The organism is Cyclobacterium xiamenense, from assembly GCF_009467825.1.
Classification (GTDB): domain Bacteria; phylum Bacteroidota; class Bacteroidia; order Cytophagales; family Cyclobacteriaceae; genus Cyclobacterium; species Cyclobacterium xiamenense.
In genome coordinates this window covers 187,684-204,642 of record NZ_WIOK01000001.1, presented here as the reverse complement: position 1 = coordinate 204,642, position 16,959 = coordinate 187,684, and the positions used below count along the sequence as shown (strand labels likewise).

At 46.8% G+C, this 16,959-nt stretch carries 14 protein-coding genes; 9 read left to right on the top strand and 5 right to left on the bottom strand.

Annotated elements, in window-relative coordinates:
* Positions 1-49 precede the first annotated feature (49 nt).
* Entirely contained in the window at positions 50-811 is a 762-nt protein-coding gene (locus GCU44_RS00840) for a DeoR/GlpR family DNA-binding transcription regulator (RefSeq protein ID WP_154852497.1), read from the top strand.
* Here GCU44_RS00840 and GCU44_RS00835 read toward each other — a convergent pair.
* The 5 genes from GCU44_RS00835 to tilS all read right to left on the bottom strand — a co-directional run bounded on the left by GCU44_RS00835 (position 808) and on the right by tilS (position 8,209).
* The gene (locus GCU44_RS00835; RefSeq protein WP_092172491.1) at positions 808-2,505 is read right to left on the bottom strand and encodes a mechanosensitive ion channel family protein; all 1,698 of its coding nucleotides are present in this window, start codon (positions 2,503-2,505) and stop codon (positions 808-810) included. The two genes, GCU44_RS00840 and GCU44_RS00835, sit on opposite strands and share 4 nt — an antisense overlap.
* Positions 2,506-2,530: 25 nt before the next feature.
* Positions 2,531-5,257: a hypothetical protein gene (locus GCU44_RS00830; protein ID WP_154852494.1), complete on the bottom strand. Its 2,727-nt coding sequence runs from the start codon at positions 5,255-5,257 to the stop codon at positions 2,531-2,533.
* 87 nt (positions 5,258-5,344) lie between these two features.
* Positions 5,345-6,283, bottom strand: coding sequence for a malate dehydrogenase (gene mdh / locus GCU44_RS00825; protein WP_092172485.1), 939 nt, complete (start codon positions 6,281-6,283; stop codon positions 5,345-5,347).
* Positions 6,284-6,369: 86 nt separating this feature from the next.
* Positions 6,370-6,885 (bottom strand): Crp/Fnr family transcriptional regulator, encoded by a 516-nt coding sequence (locus GCU44_RS00820; protein WP_092172482.1) that lies wholly within the window; start codon positions 6,883-6,885, stop codon positions 6,370-6,372.
* Complete coding sequence (gene tilS / locus GCU44_RS00815) at positions 6,869-8,209, bottom strand: tRNA lysidine(34) synthetase TilS (RefSeq protein ID WP_154852491.1); 1,341 nt, start codon at positions 8,207-8,209, stop codon at positions 6,869-6,871. The genes GCU44_RS00820 and tilS overlap by 17 nt, the downstream gene beginning before the upstream one ends.
* A 49-nt stretch (positions 8,210-8,258) precedes the next feature.
* On the opposite strand from tilS, the gene GCU44_RS00810 reads away from it, so the two are divergent.
* The 8 genes from GCU44_RS00810 (at position 8,259) to GCU44_RS00775 (ending at position 16,898) form a co-directional block, all read left to right on the top strand.
* Positions 8,259-9,872: an OstA-like protein gene (locus GCU44_RS00810; protein WP_154852488.1), complete on the top strand. Its 1,614-nt coding sequence runs from the start codon at positions 8,259-8,261 to the stop codon at positions 9,870-9,872.
* A 197-nt stretch (positions 9,873-10,069) separates the two neighbouring features.
* A complete protein-coding gene (locus GCU44_RS00805) occupies positions 10,070-10,783 on the top strand; it encodes a T9SS type A sorting domain-containing protein (RefSeq protein ID WP_092172474.1) in 714 nt (237 codons plus the stop codon).
* Between the two features lie 65 nt (positions 10,784-10,848).
* Positions 10,849-11,775: an outer membrane protein assembly factor BamD gene (locus GCU44_RS00800; protein WP_154852485.1), complete on the top strand. Its 927-nt coding sequence runs from the start codon at positions 10,849-10,851 to the stop codon at positions 11,773-11,775.
* 12 nt (positions 11,776-11,787) lie between these two features.
* Positions 11,788-12,102: a DNA-directed RNA polymerase subunit omega gene (locus GCU44_RS00795; RefSeq protein WP_092172468.1), complete on the top strand. Its 315-nt coding sequence runs from the start codon at positions 11,788-11,790 to the stop codon at positions 12,100-12,102.
* A gap of 1 nt (position 12,103) precedes the next feature.
* Entirely contained in the window at positions 12,104-13,342 is a 1,239-nt protein-coding gene (coaBC, locus tag GCU44_RS00790) for a bifunctional phosphopantothenoylcysteine decarboxylase/phosphopantothenate--cysteine ligase CoaBC (RefSeq protein ID WP_154852482.1), read from the top strand.
* 58 nt (positions 13,343-13,400) lie between these two features.
* Positions 13,401-14,276 carry a type IX secretion system protein PorD gene (gene porD, locus GCU44_RS00785; RefSeq protein ID WP_174238220.1) on the top strand — a complete coding sequence of 292 codons (876 nt, stop codon included), beginning with the start codon at positions 13,401-13,403 and terminating at the stop codon, positions 14,274-14,276.
* Between the two features lie 47 nt (positions 14,277-14,323).
* Positions 14,324-15,976 (top strand): DNA repair protein RecN, encoded by a 1,653-nt coding sequence (recN, locus tag GCU44_RS00780; RefSeq protein ID WP_154852476.1) that lies wholly within the window; start codon positions 14,324-14,326, stop codon positions 15,974-15,976.
* A 103-nt stretch (positions 15,977-16,079) separates the two neighbouring features.
* On the top strand, positions 16,080-16,898 hold the full coding sequence (locus GCU44_RS00775; RefSeq protein WP_092172455.1) for an enoyl-ACP reductase FabI: 819 nt from the start codon (positions 16,080-16,082) through the stop codon (positions 16,896-16,898).
* Positions 16,899-16,959 lie beyond the last annotated feature (61 nt).

The window sequence follows — 16,959 nt, the reverse complement described above, 5'->3', positions numbered from 1 at the left end:
GAAATAAAAAGAAATTTTTTCTTACCTTTATTGGAAAAGTAGTGCGCCTATGGTAATTGCAGAAAGACATAAGTTTATACTGGACAAGCTGGAACAGGCCGGTTATGTTAGTGTAGCGGCACTGAGCAGGGAGATGAACGTAACCATGGTAACGGTCCGAAAGGACCTTAAAATACTCGAAGACAAGGGGTTACTTTTTCGCTCCCACGGAAGTGCCACCCCAGTAGCCCCTTACGTCAACGATAAACCTGTAAATGAAAAGCAGCTGGTGCAGGTAGAAGAAAAACGGGCGATTGCGCGGAAAGCAAGTAGTCTGGTAAACGCAAAGGACGCCATCATCATCGGTTCCGGCACCACCGTATTGGCCTTTGCCCGGGCCCTTCCGCGGGACCTGCCCCTCACGGTACTCACCGGAGCCATGAATGTCAGCATGGCACTTCTGGATTTTCCGGAGGTGGAAATTGTGCAACTGGGAGGTGTGGTACGAAAAAGCAGCAGCTCGGTGGTTGGTCATTATGCTGCCTCCATGATCGAGGATTTTGCCTGTAGCAAACTTTTTATCAGTGTGGATGGCATCGACCCGGAGTTTGGTCTCACTACCTCAAACATGATGGAAGCGCACCTGAATCATGTGATGATCCAAGCGGTACAAAAAACCATCGTACTTGCCGATAGCAGCAAGTTTGGAAAAAAGAGTTTCGGTAAGATCGCCGCACTTGAAGACATCGATACCATCATTGTCGACCAGGCACTTCCCAGGCATTACGTGCAGGTATTGGAAGACAAAGGGGTAGAGGTCTTATTGGTTTAACTGGTTGTTTTGTCAGGAGGGCTGCTCCCCGCCCCCGTTTCGGATTTGATAAACTGCTCCAGTTTCTGCTGGTACCCTGCCCTGCCGTCTTCGTAAATGGGGGTAAACCCCTGTTTTTCAGGGAATGTCTCCATGTGTAAGGTTTGGGTAGGAAACGCAAAGCGAACCTCCAGCTTGTTGGCCAGCCGAATCGCCGCCAAAATCAGGTCTTCTCGTGCCTTTAACTCCTCGGGCCAGGAGGGTACTTCAAAAAACACGTAAAACATGATATCCAGGCTGTATGCCGAAAGGTTATTCAGGTAAATATTGTAATAATCCTTTCGCGTTTTGGGGTGGTTTTGTACGATCCGGCGCAGGCCTTCCACAAACACTTCGATCAGTTCCGGCGGCGTATCGTAAGTGATGGTAATGGTGCTGTAAAAGCGTCTGTATTTCCGAAGACCATGGTTATCGACGGTAGCATCGGCGATTTTTCCATTTGGAATGTACATGAGTGAATTTCTGAACGTGCGGACCCGGGTAGACCGGAACCCTACCTCTTCCACGGTGCCGTCTACGTCCCCACTCGTGATCCAGTCTCCCACCTGAAACGGTTTATCGATAAAGATCATTACCGACCCGAAAAAGTTTTTGATGGTGTCCTGTGCCGCCAGGGCAAAGGCCAGACCGCCAATCGAAAGACCGGTCAAAAACGGAACGATATCAATTCGCAACCCATATTTCAAGACAAAAAGCGAGCCTACAATGATCACAAAGGCCTTAAGTGTCTTTCGCACCAGGGGCACCAGTTGATCATCCAGCGTAGAGGCAGTTTTTTCCGCCATCCGCTCCATGTAGCCAGAAAAGACATTCACCAATTTGTAAAAGATGATGGTGACGATAAACGGCTTTACGGCATTTAGAAATATTGTTACCCAGGAAACAATGGAAATGGGCAATTGAAGTACCCGGACAAAAATAGCCAGTAGCAATACGATCAGGTAGATGCTTACAATCCGAGCTACGGGCAGCAGGTATTTTTTTGCAATGGTACCGTAACCCGAACGGACCAGCACGTAGTACAGCCCCCTATCTACCAAAAAGGTAAACAACCGATGGCTGGCAAAAACCAGCAGCAGGAGAAAAAAGAGACCAAAAAGCTGCCATAGGTGAAGCCCGAAATACACCTGACTGCCCAGTTTGGGAAGAAGTGTCAACAACTTATCCGTTCCATACGGATAGGTTTCCTTGTGCAAGGCTTTGATGTTTTGTACCGTAGTCGATGAAAATTTCCATTGATTCCCCACCTTTTCTAAATACACAGAAGGAAGGATAATTTCATCAAACACATAAATCTGCTGACTATTCCGCACCGAATCCCGGTAATTCGGAGCATTCGGAATTTCGTTCATGCGCACGTACACGCCATTTCCATCAAAAATCTGCTTGAGCATCACGGCCAATGCGGCGGCATTCTGTCCTTCGCTACCGACCATGTTCAGCGCTCCCGCTGAAATGTCCGGATCATAGTTGCCTTCGTTCAGGTGGTAAAAAAAAGTATAGGTGCTGTGATAAGGCGTGCTGAAATTAGTATGATCGGTGGTATCTGGGAGGTAATTCACCCCGGTTTGGAAAGCGTGGGTGGCCGTAGAACCTACCCAAACCAAAAGTGCCAGAAAAAAACTGCACCTGGATACTGATCGATTTTTTTTCATTGGAGTCGTCGTCATAAAAATCGCGTTATAAGGGTATTTTGTATTCGTTTAGCCGATTCATGTAAACGGTGACCAGGCTGTATTCATTGGTACTTCCCGAAAATTCCACCCATAGGTCTCCGCTGACATTTACGGGCTTTTGGTTAATCAACGTCCCATCGCGGTTGTACAAGTAGGCAAAATCCTGCACCCGATCCAACACAGCAAAGATCTTATTTTCCGGACCGAAGGAGAAATACCGGTAATCCAGCTCTTCGGATAGAATATCCAGGCCAAACAAGAGTCTTTCGTCTGGAGAAAGCACTTTCAATTGATTGTATTCCTTGATCACCCACACAAAATCAGAATCGTTTTGGTCGTTTACAAGGGAAAATCGGGTATCCCGATCCGGCCGCAGCAATTGATTTCTGTAAGTAAGTTCGCCTTTAAAGTTCACTTTTACTACTTCTCCGGCATCGTTTATTGTTACCAACCTTGCCTGGCCTTCCACGATACCTTCTTCGATACCGTATGCAGTGGAGATACCCTCTCCCAGGACTATAGGCCCACCGGTCTTCGATTCGCCCCTACGACTGTACAAGCCGAGACTTCCGTTTGCGTGGAGCGCCACCATGAAGTCGCCAAGCCCGGGTACCCGGTGATGCGCAGGTGGGCTCGCCAGCACTCCCCGATTGGTCTGCTTGGGGGCCCAGTCATCCAACAGCTCTCCGGTTCTGGAATACAGGTAGAGATTGCCCTGCTGATCGGCCACAAAAAACCGGTAATCCCGGCTATTGTCGTAATCCAGTACGTTCAGGTGCGCGATATTCACGCCTGCTTCGAAATGAATGGGAAAGCCCGGAAGCAGGTTACCGTACCGATCCAATGCATACACGAGGTTTTGGGTGGCGAAAACCAATTGCAACTTCCCATTTTCATAGAAATCGATCTGAAATACGTCCGAGATAATTTCACCCGGAATCCGCTGAGTAAAAACCAACTCCCCTTCGTTCGTGAGTAAATGAACAAAATAATCTTCATCCTGAACCAAAAAATCCGTACTCCTATCATTGTAGTTTTGTAAGCCCGCCGGCCCGTAAATCAGCGGTTTGTCAAATGCTGAACTCCTGCTTTCTGTGAGAATGAGTGAGCGACTTGCTGCCTTTTCTTCCAAATTTATGGCTAGATCTATCGCTAGTTTACCACTTTCCAAAAAGGAAACAGACAACCAATCAAACGATCCAAAGACCTCGGCATATTTTTGAAACAAAGCCGCCCAGGACGGATCGCTGTTGCCAGTCAATGCCGGAAAAAACCGGTCATTGTTTAAAAAAAAGCGAATGGGAGCCCTGGCGTGCTGCTTTAAGTGTTCCTGTTGCCAGATGGATTTGCCCCAGGTATTATCCTGATACACATCATCTAGCAGATTTCTGAGGGTACGCAAGCTATTGGCGAAGACCAGCTGTCCGTTTACAGCGGCGAAGTAAGTCTTTGAAAATCCGGTGAAATTTCCGCTAAATAGGTGTGCTGGAAATTCTTCGAGATCCAGCAAAACCACCTCAGTACCCCGGTAGTAATCTCTAAAGACCGTTGTTGAATCGTTTTGGTTTACCGCCAGGGAAAAGGAATTTAGGTGCTCAAGGGATCCAAATGGATCATTTGTGCCAAGGATCAACAATTGTCTCGGCGATTCCTCCAGCAATCCCTCTTCGATGACAAGTACGGTCTGTCCGGTGATCGTCCTTCGAAAATTTTGGATTTCCAGACTGTTTTCCAACTCCGCCTGTACCACGGGTTTTGCTGAGAAGGATGGATTCGTAATCCTTTCGAAATCTGTCAAATCTGACATCCAATAGCTACTGACGAGCATTGATCGGTTGCTAATCAGGGAATTCATTTCCTGAGACACCTCCGAAATCGCCGCTTCCGAACCCAATTCTTGTAACGTTCCTGCTACAAAAACGTCTCCCCTGAATTCTATAGCGGCATCGGAAAATCCTGGGATGAGGTTTGCAGAAAAATCGCCTGCGCGCAGGTCTTCTACAAGTTTATTGGAACTGCCAAGGGTTAATTCCTGAATAAAATTAGCAAAATTTTTCCCGGAAAAGTGCACCAGCCCCTGAGGTGGCAGTTCGGAATCCTTCGAAAATAAGTGGGGGAAGGTTTCTTTGAAGTTTTTCAGACCCTCCGACTGTGCATAACGAATCGCATCTTCTACCAGAAAAGAATGGTAGCTACCTAGCAATACGTTGTCAACTATCGCATAAGTAAACCGCTTCTCTCCATTTTCTAGGGAGATTTCAAAGAGGGAGATGCCACTGTAACTCCGTCTTTTGACCTCCCCCCCCTGGTTTTTGAATTTCTGTTCCAGGTTTTTTATGAAAGGAAGGAATTCCCGGTTTGTAAAGGCTGTGGCAGCGAGGAAGCCGAATGATTGCTTTCCCAACGGATGGAGGGAAAGTCGAAACCGCTGCCCCTTCAAAAACTGGTGTAGGTTACCTTGATTTCCGGTGATATTATCCAGAAATACCAATTGGGATTCGAGTTGTTGCAAACCGGCGAATTGATGCAATTTTTCCCATACCGGCTGTTGCACGAGGGAATTCCAAAACCCCACGGGATCATCTGTTTCAAAGACAAATACCGCATTGGGGGGTATCATCTCGGTACCTTCCCATTGATCGTCAAAATAGCCTGTTTTCAGCATTAGAAACGCTGCAACTCCCAAAACCAGGATCAATAAAATTACCAGTAAGTTTTTTAATTGGCTCACGTTATCTACGGTTAAACCTCACCCAAAACAACAAAAAAATCCCAACGTGTGAAAGTTGGGATTTCATAAGTATACTAAGAGAAAGGATTAGTTGGCAGATAATTTATCAAGTACGGCCATTACTTCCTTCACGTGTGTACGGGATACTTCCAAAAGTGCTTTCTCCTCGTTATTCAAATCCAACTCAATAACCTTTTCAATGCCGTTTTTACCCAAAATCACAGGCACTCCAAGGTAGCAGTCATCGATCCCATATTCCCCATCCAACTTGATACAAACCGGAAAAACGCGTTTTTGATTTTTTACGATCGATTCCACCATTTGTGCGGCGGCAGAACCTGGCGCATACCATGCAGAGGTGCCCATCAGCTTGACTAACTCGCCCCCGCCAAACTTGGTACGCTCGATGATGGCGTCCAATTTGTCCTTGGCGATCAGTTCTGTCACCGGGATCCCAGCAACGGTCGTGTATCGGGGAAGGGGAACCATGGTATCCCCGTGTCCACCCATGAGAATTGCTTGAATCTCTTTCGGAGAAATATTGAGTTCTTCAGCCAAAAAAGCCCGGTATCGCGCCGTATCCAGGATACCCGCCATGCCCATGACCTGTGTTTTTGGCTTTTTGGAGGTAATATGTGCCTGATAAGTCATCACGTCCAAGGGGTTGGAAACGATGATGATAATGGCATCTGGAGAGTGTTTAATCACGTTTTCGGTAACCATTTTCACGATTCCCGCATTGGTTTCGATCAGGTCATCCCGGGTCATGCCAGGCTTTCGCGGCAAACCGGAAGTGATGACCACTACGTCAGAACCCGCGGTTTTTGAGTAATCATTGGTGCTACCAATGGTCCGGCTATCGTACACATTAATGGGTGCTTTTTGCCAAATATCCAGGGCTTTCCCTTCGGCCACCCCTTCTTTGATGTCCACCAAAACGATTTCCTCGGCTATTTCTCGGTAAGCCAAAACATCTGCACATGTTGCGCCTACATTCCCGGCTCCGACTACGGTTACTTTTGTCATTTTTTATAATCGGTTTAGATTGTTATTTTTTCAAAATTTGCGCTAAGATATTAAAGAATGCGCTTTATACGAAGGAATATCCCGAATTATTCGAACATCTGCCCCAGGTTAAAAAACCCATAGGAGTTTCTGTAGGAGGAGAATAATTGCTGGTTCGTTTGGTTGTAAAAGGCCGCAAGCGCCGTCATCATTTTCGCGCGTATTTTTTGATTGTTTTGAAAAATATCCAGTATCGCATAGTTGGGAATCACCCATAAAATCGCCTCCTCGGTACTGACGATCGCGGTGTAAATTCGTTTGGAATCGGCCAGCATCGAGTTCTCTCCAAAAGGATTGCCTTCCTTTAGTTTAATGATGGTTTCAAAGGTTCCGCGAATGTCGATGTTCAGCGTGACTTCTCCTTTTTCTAAAATATACAGCGCCTGACTGGGATCGTTTCGAAAAAAAACCACCTCGTCTCGCGCGTATTTTCGTTGGTGAATGGCTGGTAAGAATCGGGACAGCTCTTCGTAGCTCAGGTCCCGAAAAAATCTGGCCTTTTCCAAAAACGCAAACTGCTTCAACTCCGTTGCGCTGTATTTCTTTTTAAACGGATTCACCATTTTGTTTCTTTTTAAAATATACTACCTCACGTGTCGCACCGGTCAATTTAAACCGATCGTCTATCCGATATCCTACTACCCACGCTATTTCTCCTCCGGAACATAGCACTTTTACCTGATTTTTCGTAATCAGGGGAACTTTCAAATCGATCAGAAAGTCGCTCACCTTTTTAAACTGCCGCATGCCCAAAGGCCTGAAGCGATCTCCTTGCTGCCAATTTCTCAGAAGGAGGGGGAATTCAAGCAACTGCTTGTCCAACTGGGCATTTTCCGGAGACCGGTCCAGCTGCCAATCTCCTTTCAACTGGATGATTTCGTAGGTACGCCGTTCATCCGCCCTGAACGAGATGGCATGCTGTTCGAGTTCGATAGATTCCGCCCTACTGCTTTCCTTCCCCAAAATTAAGTTTTCCCGGTCGACGTTAAGCATCCATTCGCCTGAAAAAAAACACTTCCCGGAAGCATTTCCCTCCATGGCTTGCACTATTTCCAGCACCTGCCCATAGACAAACCCCTTATTTCTCAACCAATAGAAAAGAAGCGAGGCCTTCCCCGGGACGCCCTGCAGGCTGGAAAAAGGGAGGTATTCAATGGGGAATTCCTGCACCACGTTTTTTTTCCGCCATTGATCAAAAAAATAAAAAAAAGCTTTTCCTGTATCTTTTATTCGCTCGAAACTAGCGCGCATGGACTCCGGTCCACCGGGATCCCTTTTTTCCACTACCGGAATCAATTCATGGCGCAGGTAATTCCTTTTGTAAATGGTCTGACTATTGCTACTGTCTTCCCGCCAATCCAGTGCATTTTCCTCCAAAAAGGCTACGATTTCAGCTCGCTTAAATGGTAACAGTGGCCGGAAAATATAGTCCCGGCGCTCTGACATCCCGTACAGTCCTTCGATGCCTGTTCCCCGCATGAGGTTAAGCAGAATGGTTTCGAGCTGATCGTCTGCATGGTGGGCCAGGAGCACCCCATGCGTGTTTCGCGCCGCGTGCATCTGAGCGAACCACTGATACCGCAACTCCCTGGCAGCCATTTGAAGGGACAGTCCCTGCTCCTGCATGTAGGATTCCGGCGCAAAATCACGGACATGGAGCACAAGCCCCAAACGATCCGCCAGCTTCTGCACAAATGCTGCATCGCCGTCGCTTTCCTTTCCACGCAAATGGAAGTTGCAATGCAGTAACTCAAAATCAAAGCCAGCCCGATGCATCAGGTGCGCAAGAGCCACACTGTCTGCTCCTCCGCTGATTGCCAAAAGATACCTGTTGTGGACATCTAAAATGTTATTTTCCCGTACATGTTGGATAAATCGGCTGAGCATAACTCAAAAATACCATTTTATATTAATTTTGATCCGGAAATACATGCGAATGACACAAAACAACTTATTTTTACTGGGCATTTGCTTCCTGCTGGGCTGGCAATCGGCCCAAAGTCAAACCGAACAAAGCCGGTTAGAAATCCTTCATGCCGACGCGCTTCGGAAAGGAAAAGGTTATGACCGGCTGCTGGACAGCGTGGTGATGAAGCACAAAAACTCCCTTATCTATTGTGACTCGGCGCATTTTTACGGACAAGATCAACTGGCCAAACTGTTTGGAAACGTAAAAATCGAAAACCAGGAAGACTCGGTCACTGTCACCAGCCGCTATGCCGAATACGACGGGGAAACACAACTTGCCAAACTGCGAACCAATGTGGTATTGGTCAACGAAGGAACCACTCTTTATACGGACTTTTTGGATTACAACCGGGAAACAGGTGTGGCCAACTACTACAACACCGGCATGGTAAAGGACAGTATCAATACCCTTACAAGCCAACGGGGCGTATACGAAACCCGGGACGAAAAAATCACCTTCAGGGATAAAGTAGTTTTGGAGAACCCCGACTACACCATGAAGTCAAAAATACTCTACTACTACACCCTGACCAAAATCGCCGAAACAGAAAAATTGACAAACATCCTTTCCAAGGAAGGCGACAAACTCAACGCGCAACGGGGGAGCGTTTACGATACCGAAAACAAAATTTTTCGGTTTTACGATGGAAATGTGGAATCGGAAAACAGTGTTGTTTCGGGAGAAATCCTCTATTACGATGAAAATGCCCAGTATTTTGAGGCCAGAGAAAACGTGAGCATCTTCAACAAGGAGCAGAACGTGGAAGTGTTTGGTGAGGAAGGGAAGTACTGGGAAGACCTGCAATACTCCAGGGTGTACGGCAGGGCGCTGGTCCGCAAGTACTTTGAAGCCGATACCCTGTTTATGATCGCCGACACCCTCGTTACCCAGGACAGCGATGTTCCCGAGGAGCGCTACATGCTGGCTTATCCGGATATGCGGATGATCAAGTCAACGCTCGCGGGTAGGGCAGATTCCATGGCCTACACCTATGCAGATTCTACCGTGTACCTATTTTCCGATCCGGTATTATGGAACAATAAGAGTCAAATCACGGCAGACAGCATCCGCTTTTTACTGGCTAACGAGGAAATTGACCGGGCTTTATTGGTGGACAATGCCTTTGCCATTACCCGGGATACTGTAGCTAACTTCAATCAAATCAAGGGTAGAAAAATGACCAGCTATTTTGCTGAGGGAGACATCGAGTTACTGGACGTGGAAGGAAACGGCGAATCGTTGTACTTTGCCCTGGAAAATGACACCACATTTAAGGGTCTTAATAAACTGCTTTGCGGCAGAATAATCATGGAGTTTCAGGAAGGAACCGTTTCCCGAATTAGTCATTCGATCAAACCCGAAGCCTCGTTTACACCTCCTCACCTGATCGAGGTCGACCAGAAACAACTGAAAGGATTTACCTGGCGATCCGAGGAAAGACCCGACCGGCAACGCATTGATGATTGGAGGACACCCAAAAGAAGGGAAAAAAAACCTTATAGTTACTTTGACGAACCCGACGTCACCCTGCCCCTTCCGGATGAGGATGAACTGCAAAAACGTATAGATAATTTCTATTAATTATCTGTTAAATGACATTTTTTTGAAAAAGGGGCAGCCTAAAAACCATTTTTTAACGGTTGTCCAGAAAAAAAATTTTATAAGGGTTAACATTTTTTAACCCCTTTGTGCGTAAAATGTGGAACCAATTAAGTATTTTTATACGTATATACTAACAGAGAATAGAAAAAACCGAATCCTATTGATTTAAACTTTACATGAAATTTTTGCTCGCACTTGTCTTCACCCTAACCCTGTTTATTCAGCAACATGCTGAAGCGAGGCAGGTGCGTGTGCTTAGCGAGAGGGTAGAGTTCAACGGGAAGGTAAATACTACGCAACGAAAATCCCTTATTCTCCAAAACGAATCCGAAGAATTGTCGGTATATTACCTGCGTTATTTACGTGGAAATATTGGCTCTTCCCAGAATATCCAGGTTTGCCTGGGGGACAATTGCTATGACCCCAGAAAGGACCTTTCCCAGATCAAACTTACGTTGAAACCGGGAGAAATTTACACGGACTTGTACATCGAATTTGAATTGGGAATCATTCCGACCAAGGGTACATTTGATCTGCATTTTTTTAACAGCGCTACCACCCGGGATTCGTTCATTATCGAAAGTGTGTATAGCGTCTCCGGTGAAAATCCCTTGGAAGAAGTGAGTCATAAAGATGTGGATATGGGAAGCATCTACCCAAACCCCAGTGTCCGGTCCGCACAACTTGATTACAAAATTAAAAACCCTGCTGCCAACGTACGGGTGGTCATCAATAGCTTCATCGGCAACCCCATTTATGACTTCAGTTTGGATCCGGTTCAAGAGACACTGGTCATTCCGGTCACGGATTTAAATCCAGGCACCTATTTTTACACACTCATTGTCGACAATAAAAATATTGTCACCAAAAAACTCTACGTTAAAAGGTAAGCGAAACTGCTGCAGTAGGCGTTCCCTTGAAAACCAATTATTAATCCCTTATATTTGCAGGCTACATGATAAAATCAACACCATACGTTCTTGTATTACTACTGGCACTTCTACTTTCCGGCTGTGGAGAGTTTTACAAGTTAGAGAAGAGTACCAATTGGGATGAGCTGTACGAAGCGGCAAACCGGTACTACGACCAGGGCGATTACAACAAGTCCATCATTCTATACGATCGGGTGCTGCCCGTAATCAAAGGCAGTGGAAAGGCGGAATTGGCAGAATTTAATTATGCCTATGCGCATTTCCGTACAAAACGGTACATCGAATCTGCCGGTTATTTCAAAACCTTTTTTGATACGTACAACCGATCTCCCATGGCCGAAGAGGCGCTTTTTATGCATGCGTACTCGCTCTACCTGGATTCTCCCGATTACAACCTCGACCAGCGTAGTTCACGGGAAGCGGTAAATTCCATACAGTTATTTATGAATCGGTACCCGGAATCCGACTCCTACGAGCGGGCCATTTCCATGATCGATGACCTACAGAAAAGGTTTGAAGAAAAAGCCTTTGAAGAATCCAAAATGTACTACCGCCTTACGGAAGGGCTATTCCCGGGAGAATTTTACAGAGCATGCATCATTAACTTTCAAAACTTTGCCAAATCCTATCCCGATAGCGATTACAACGAAGAGCTGGCGTTTAAGCTAGTGGAAGTCAGTGCTGCTTATGCGGAACGAAGCATTTTTGATAAGAAAGAAGAGCGTTTGAAACAATCCATCGAATTTGCACAGGACTTTTCCCAAAAATATCCTGAGAGTAACTTTGTTAAAAAAGTAGAAAACATCAAAAGTAAAACCACTACCGAGCTGGAGTCTCACTACCGGTTGAAAGAACAATACGAAGCCCGTTCTGCGGAAGCGCGAAAGCTTCGTGAGGAGGAAGAGAGAAATCAGGCAGCTACGGAAGCATTGCGAAACACAGAAAACTAAAAATAAACAATCATGGCGGTTAATCCATCAATAGTAACCAGAGACCTGGATAAAGTGGCCGAAAAATCAGGCAACCTATACGAATCCATCTTTGTGATTTCACAACGGGCAAAGCAGATTTCTTCTTCCATGAAGGAGGAATTGAACAACAAGCTATCCGAATTTGCTTCCACTGTGGACAACTTGGAGGAAGTATTCGAGAACAAAGAGCAGATTGAGATTTCAAAGTTCTACGAACGGATGCCCAAACCCAGCACCCTGGCGATGGAAGAGTTCATGGAAGACAAAGTAATGTTCAGGTACCCGGAAGAGGAAACCGAATCCTAGCATGTCGTCACTTTCCGGCAAACGCATCTTACTCGGGGTTACCGGAGGAATTGCTGCCTACAAGGCGGCACACTTGATTCGATTGCTTGTCAAAGAGGGGGCAGAAGTGCAGGTCATTGTCACTGCTTCTGCCCTCGACTTTATCACGCCACTAACCTTGGCTACCTTGTCGAAAAATCCGGTGTACCGGGATTTTTTTGATAAAAACACAGGAGCATGGAACAACCACGTGGAGTTGGGAAATTGGGCCGATCTACTGGTGATTGCACCGCTGTCTGCGAATACGCTGAGCAAGCTGGTGAGTGGTCAGAGTGATAACTTGCTCTTGTGCACCTACTTGTCCTGTACCTGCCCCATACTGGCAGCACCTGCCATGGACCTGGATATGTATCGGCATCCCGCTGTTCGTCAAAACCTCCGTACCTTAGCGGCATACGGTGCCCACGTGATGGAAGCAGCTAGTGGGGAGCTGGCCAGTGGGCTGAATGGACAAGGCCGAATGCCTGAACCGGAAGAAATCGTATCCCGCATATACCAGCTGCTTTCCCCCTCCTCCTTGCTCAACGAAAAATCGGTATTGATTACAGCCGGACCAACCCGTGAAGCCATTGATCCGGTCCGCTACATCAGCAACCATTCCAGTGGTAAAATGGGAATTGCGCTTGCCGATATAGCCGCTGCGAGAGGTGCCCGCGTTACCTTGGTATTAGGTCCGACCAACCTGCGGCCCAGCGATCCAGCTGTGCAAGTAATGCCTGTCACAACGGCGCTGGAGATGTACGAAGCAGCCGAAACCGCGCACGCACAATCGGATGTAGCGATCTTTACCGCAGCGGTCGCTGACTACCGACCGGAGAACCCATCGCTAGCAAAGATTAAAAAAAAGGAGGCACACTTACACCTTTCCTTAATCAAAAACCCGGATATCGCGGGTGCCTTGGGAAAGCAAAAAACAACCCGGCAAATACACGTCGGTTTTGCACTGGAAACGGACGAAGGGTACCGCAGTGCCGAAGGCAAACTGGCCTCCAAAAACTTTGACTTCATCGTATTGAATTCCTTGCTTGATCCGGAAGCTGGATTTCAGAAAGACACCAACCAGGTCACTTTTTTCAGTGGCAACGAAAAAAGTGAAAAGACACCGGTGCTAAAAAAAGATGAATTGGCATCCCTCATCCTGGATAAAGTTGAAGCTCGCATTCGGGAAACCGAAGCCGATACAAAACGTTTAAACGCTTAGACAAACAAACAAGCCCAAACCGATGACGCGCTACCTGGTACTTTTCGGATTCCTTGCGATGGGATTTTTGCCCGGTGCGAGCCAGTGCCAGCAACTTAATTTTACTGTCACCATCAACAGCGAACGAGCAAGGACCCAGGACCGGGACATTTTTGAACAGATGAAGTCCTCGTTCGAACAATTTTTAAACGGGCGAACCTGGACCGACGATGAGTACAAACCCGAAGAACGCATCAAGGGAAATTTACTGATTACCATCAATGACATGCCGCAGGTGGGCCTTTTTTCTGCCACCGTCCAGATCCAGACGGTACGACCCATTTACGGATCCAACTACGAGAGCCTGATGTTGAATTTTGCCGATCGCAACTGGACCTTCGAATACGTAGAGTCCCAGCCGCTGGAATTCAATCAGTTTTCCTTCCTGAACAACATTACTTCACTGCTGGCCTACTATGCCTACATCGCCATAGGGTTGGACTACGATTCCTTTGCTCCAAGGGGAGGGGATCCGTATTTTGAAACTGCCAATAACATCGTCGCCAATGCCCAGCAGTCCTCCAGACCGGGCTGGAACCAAAACCCGTCCGATAAACGAAACCGCTACTGGCTAGCCAATGAGTTGTACAATTCGCAGGTAATGGTACCAGTAAGGGATGCGTACTACCTTTATCACCGAAAAGGGCTCGACTTGCTGACCTCCAAACCAGAGGAAGGTTTCGAAAACATCCTCCAAGCGATAAAAATGGTGGAAGAAGCCAATCAGGTTCAGCCCAATAGCATCCTCACGATCAGCTTCATGGATGCAAAATCAGATGAAATTAGTAAACTCCTAAAGTCCGCTCCGGATAAGATCAAAGAGGAAGCCGTTGAGGTGTTGTTGAAAGTAGATCCCAACAACGCTCGAAAATACAATGATATTTTAAAAGGATAATCCTCAATTTTGGTTAATTTTGACTCCTTAAACGAAACCAAAACAGCATGTTAACCAACCTTAGCATAACGAATTATGCTTTGATAGAAAAATTGGAGATGAACCCCTGCCCGGGACTGAACATGATTACCGGAGAAACGGGCGCGGGTAAGTCTATCATGTTAGGGGCCGTTGGCTTATTGCTGGGCAACAGGGCCGATACTAAAGCCCTGTTTGACGAAAGCAAAAAATGCATCATCGAAGGCGTAGTCGCCATACAAAGTTACGGGTTGAAGTCCTTTTTTGATCGGGAAGAATTGGATTACGAGACCACTTGCATCATTCGCAGAGAAATTGCCCCTTCGGGCAAATCCCGGGCCTTTATAAACGATACGCCGGTAAAGCTGGATGTCTTGAAAGAGCTGGGAAAAACCCTTATGGACATTCATTCCCAGCACGAAAACCTACTCCTGGGAGCTTCCGTGTACCAATTGTCCCTGGTAGACGCCTTTGCTACCACCAAGGTCGAAAAGGCGCTTTACAGCGAACAGTACAGGCATTTCCAGACCCTGAAAAAAAAGGTGCGGGCATTGGAACAGGAGAGGCTGGGCTTGCAACAGGAAGCCGACTACAACCAATTTCAGTTGGAAGAACTATCCGCCCTCAATCTGGAAAAAGGGGAACAAGCCCGGCTTGAATCGGAGGAAGAACTCCTAAACCACGCCGAAGAAATAAAATCCCAGGCCATGGAAGCCCTGGGATACCTGGATCACGATGAAATGGGCGCCCTCCAAATGCTGGGTTCTGCCAAACCCCATTTTCACTTTCTGAGCAGATTTGGAAAGGAGTTTGAGGATTTAAACCAACGCTTTACCAGCCTGCTGATTGAGTTGAAGGACATCGCGGAAAGCCTATCAACGGAAGAACAACGGATGGAGGTGGATACGGAACGATCCGAATGGATCCGTGAGCGCCTAAGTAAAATTTACCAACTACAAAAAAAGCACGGGCTACAGACGGATGCCGAACTAGTCGACCTGGCTGCCACACTTGCAGACAAGGTGTTTCGGGCCGATCACCTGGAAGAAGCCCTCGATCGAGAAAAAGCGGCACTGGAAGAGGCCCGAAACGCACTCATGGCCGCGGGACAGCGCCTTTCTGAAAAGCGCCTGGGTGTTTTCAGCAGCTTCAGCGAGGAACTACAAGCATTGTTGGCTCAACTAGGAATGGAAAATGCCAGAATCGAAATCCAACGCAAGGAAATCCCTGCCAATGAGTCTGGAATCGACGAAATCGAGGTTCTGTTTTCGGCAAACAAGGGCATATCTCCACAACCCATTGGGCAGGTCGCGTCCGGGGGTGAGTTTTCACGTTTAATGTTTGCCATCAAATACGTGATGGCCGATAAGATGGCCTTGCCCACATTGATCTTTGACGAAATCGATTCGGGTATCTCCGGAGAGGTAGCCCTTCAGATGGTACGCATGATGCAAAAGATAGCAGAAAAACACCAGGTTATCTGCATCAGCCATTTGCCTCAGGTAGCGGCAAAAGGCGAAAAGCACTACTTCGTCTACAAGGACAACAGTGCCAAAAAAACCGTCAGCAAGATAAAATTGCTGAACGAGGAGGAACGGCTCCTTGAAATTGCCACGATGATTTCCGGGTCCAATCCATCCACTACCGCTTACGAAAATGCCAGGGAATTGCTTGGCAAATAAAGCCCCCCTTGATCGTAATTTTCAAAAACTAGAAAGTTTACACTAGAATTAGTTAAATTTGTAAAATATTATTTAATCCAAGAAAGAAAATCAAAACTAAAATATGCCTGAGAACTTATTAAAAGGAAAGAAAGGAATTATTACCGGAGCCCTGGATGAGAATTCAATCGCCTGGCAAGCGGCGCTGAAAGCCAAAGAGCAAGGAGCGAAATTTGTACTTACAAATGCGCCCATCGCCATGAGAATGGGTGCCATCAAAGAACTGGCCGAGCATTGCGATACCATAATCATCCCAGCAGATGCCACTTCCGTGGAGGATATCGAAAAACTTTACGACGAAGCGAAAGAATATCTGGGAGGGAATTTTGATTTCCTTTTGCATTCCATCGGCATGTCGCCCAACGTGAGAAAAGGCAAGCCTTATGGCGACCTGAACTACGAATGGGTTCAGAAATCCTACGACGTGTCCGCTATATCCTTTCATAAAATGCTACAAGTAGCCGAGAAAAAAGATATATTAAACGAGTGGGCTTCTGTGGTGGGGTTGAGCTACATTGCTGCTCAGCGGGCGTTCCCCTTTTATTCCGATATGTCGGAAGCCAAAGCGATTCTGGAAAGCATCGCTAGAAATTATGGATTAAGGTACGGAAAGCTCAAGAAAGTCCGCGTCAATACCATTTCCCAATCGCCGACCAAAACAACGGCTGGATCCGGAATCGGAGGATTCAACGATTTTTACGATTTTGCGGACATTGCTTCCCCTCTGGGAAATGCCTCGGCCGCATCCTGCGCTGAATACATCGTGACCCTGTTTTCTGACTTCACACGGATGGTCACCATGCAAAACCTCTTCCACGACGGAGGCTATTCCTCCAGTGGCATTACCCAGGAGTTAATCGATGTTTTCATGGAAAAAAAATAGTCCAAAGTAAAAAGCCGCCCTACGACCAATCGAAGGGTGGCTTTTTTATTTAACGAGATTT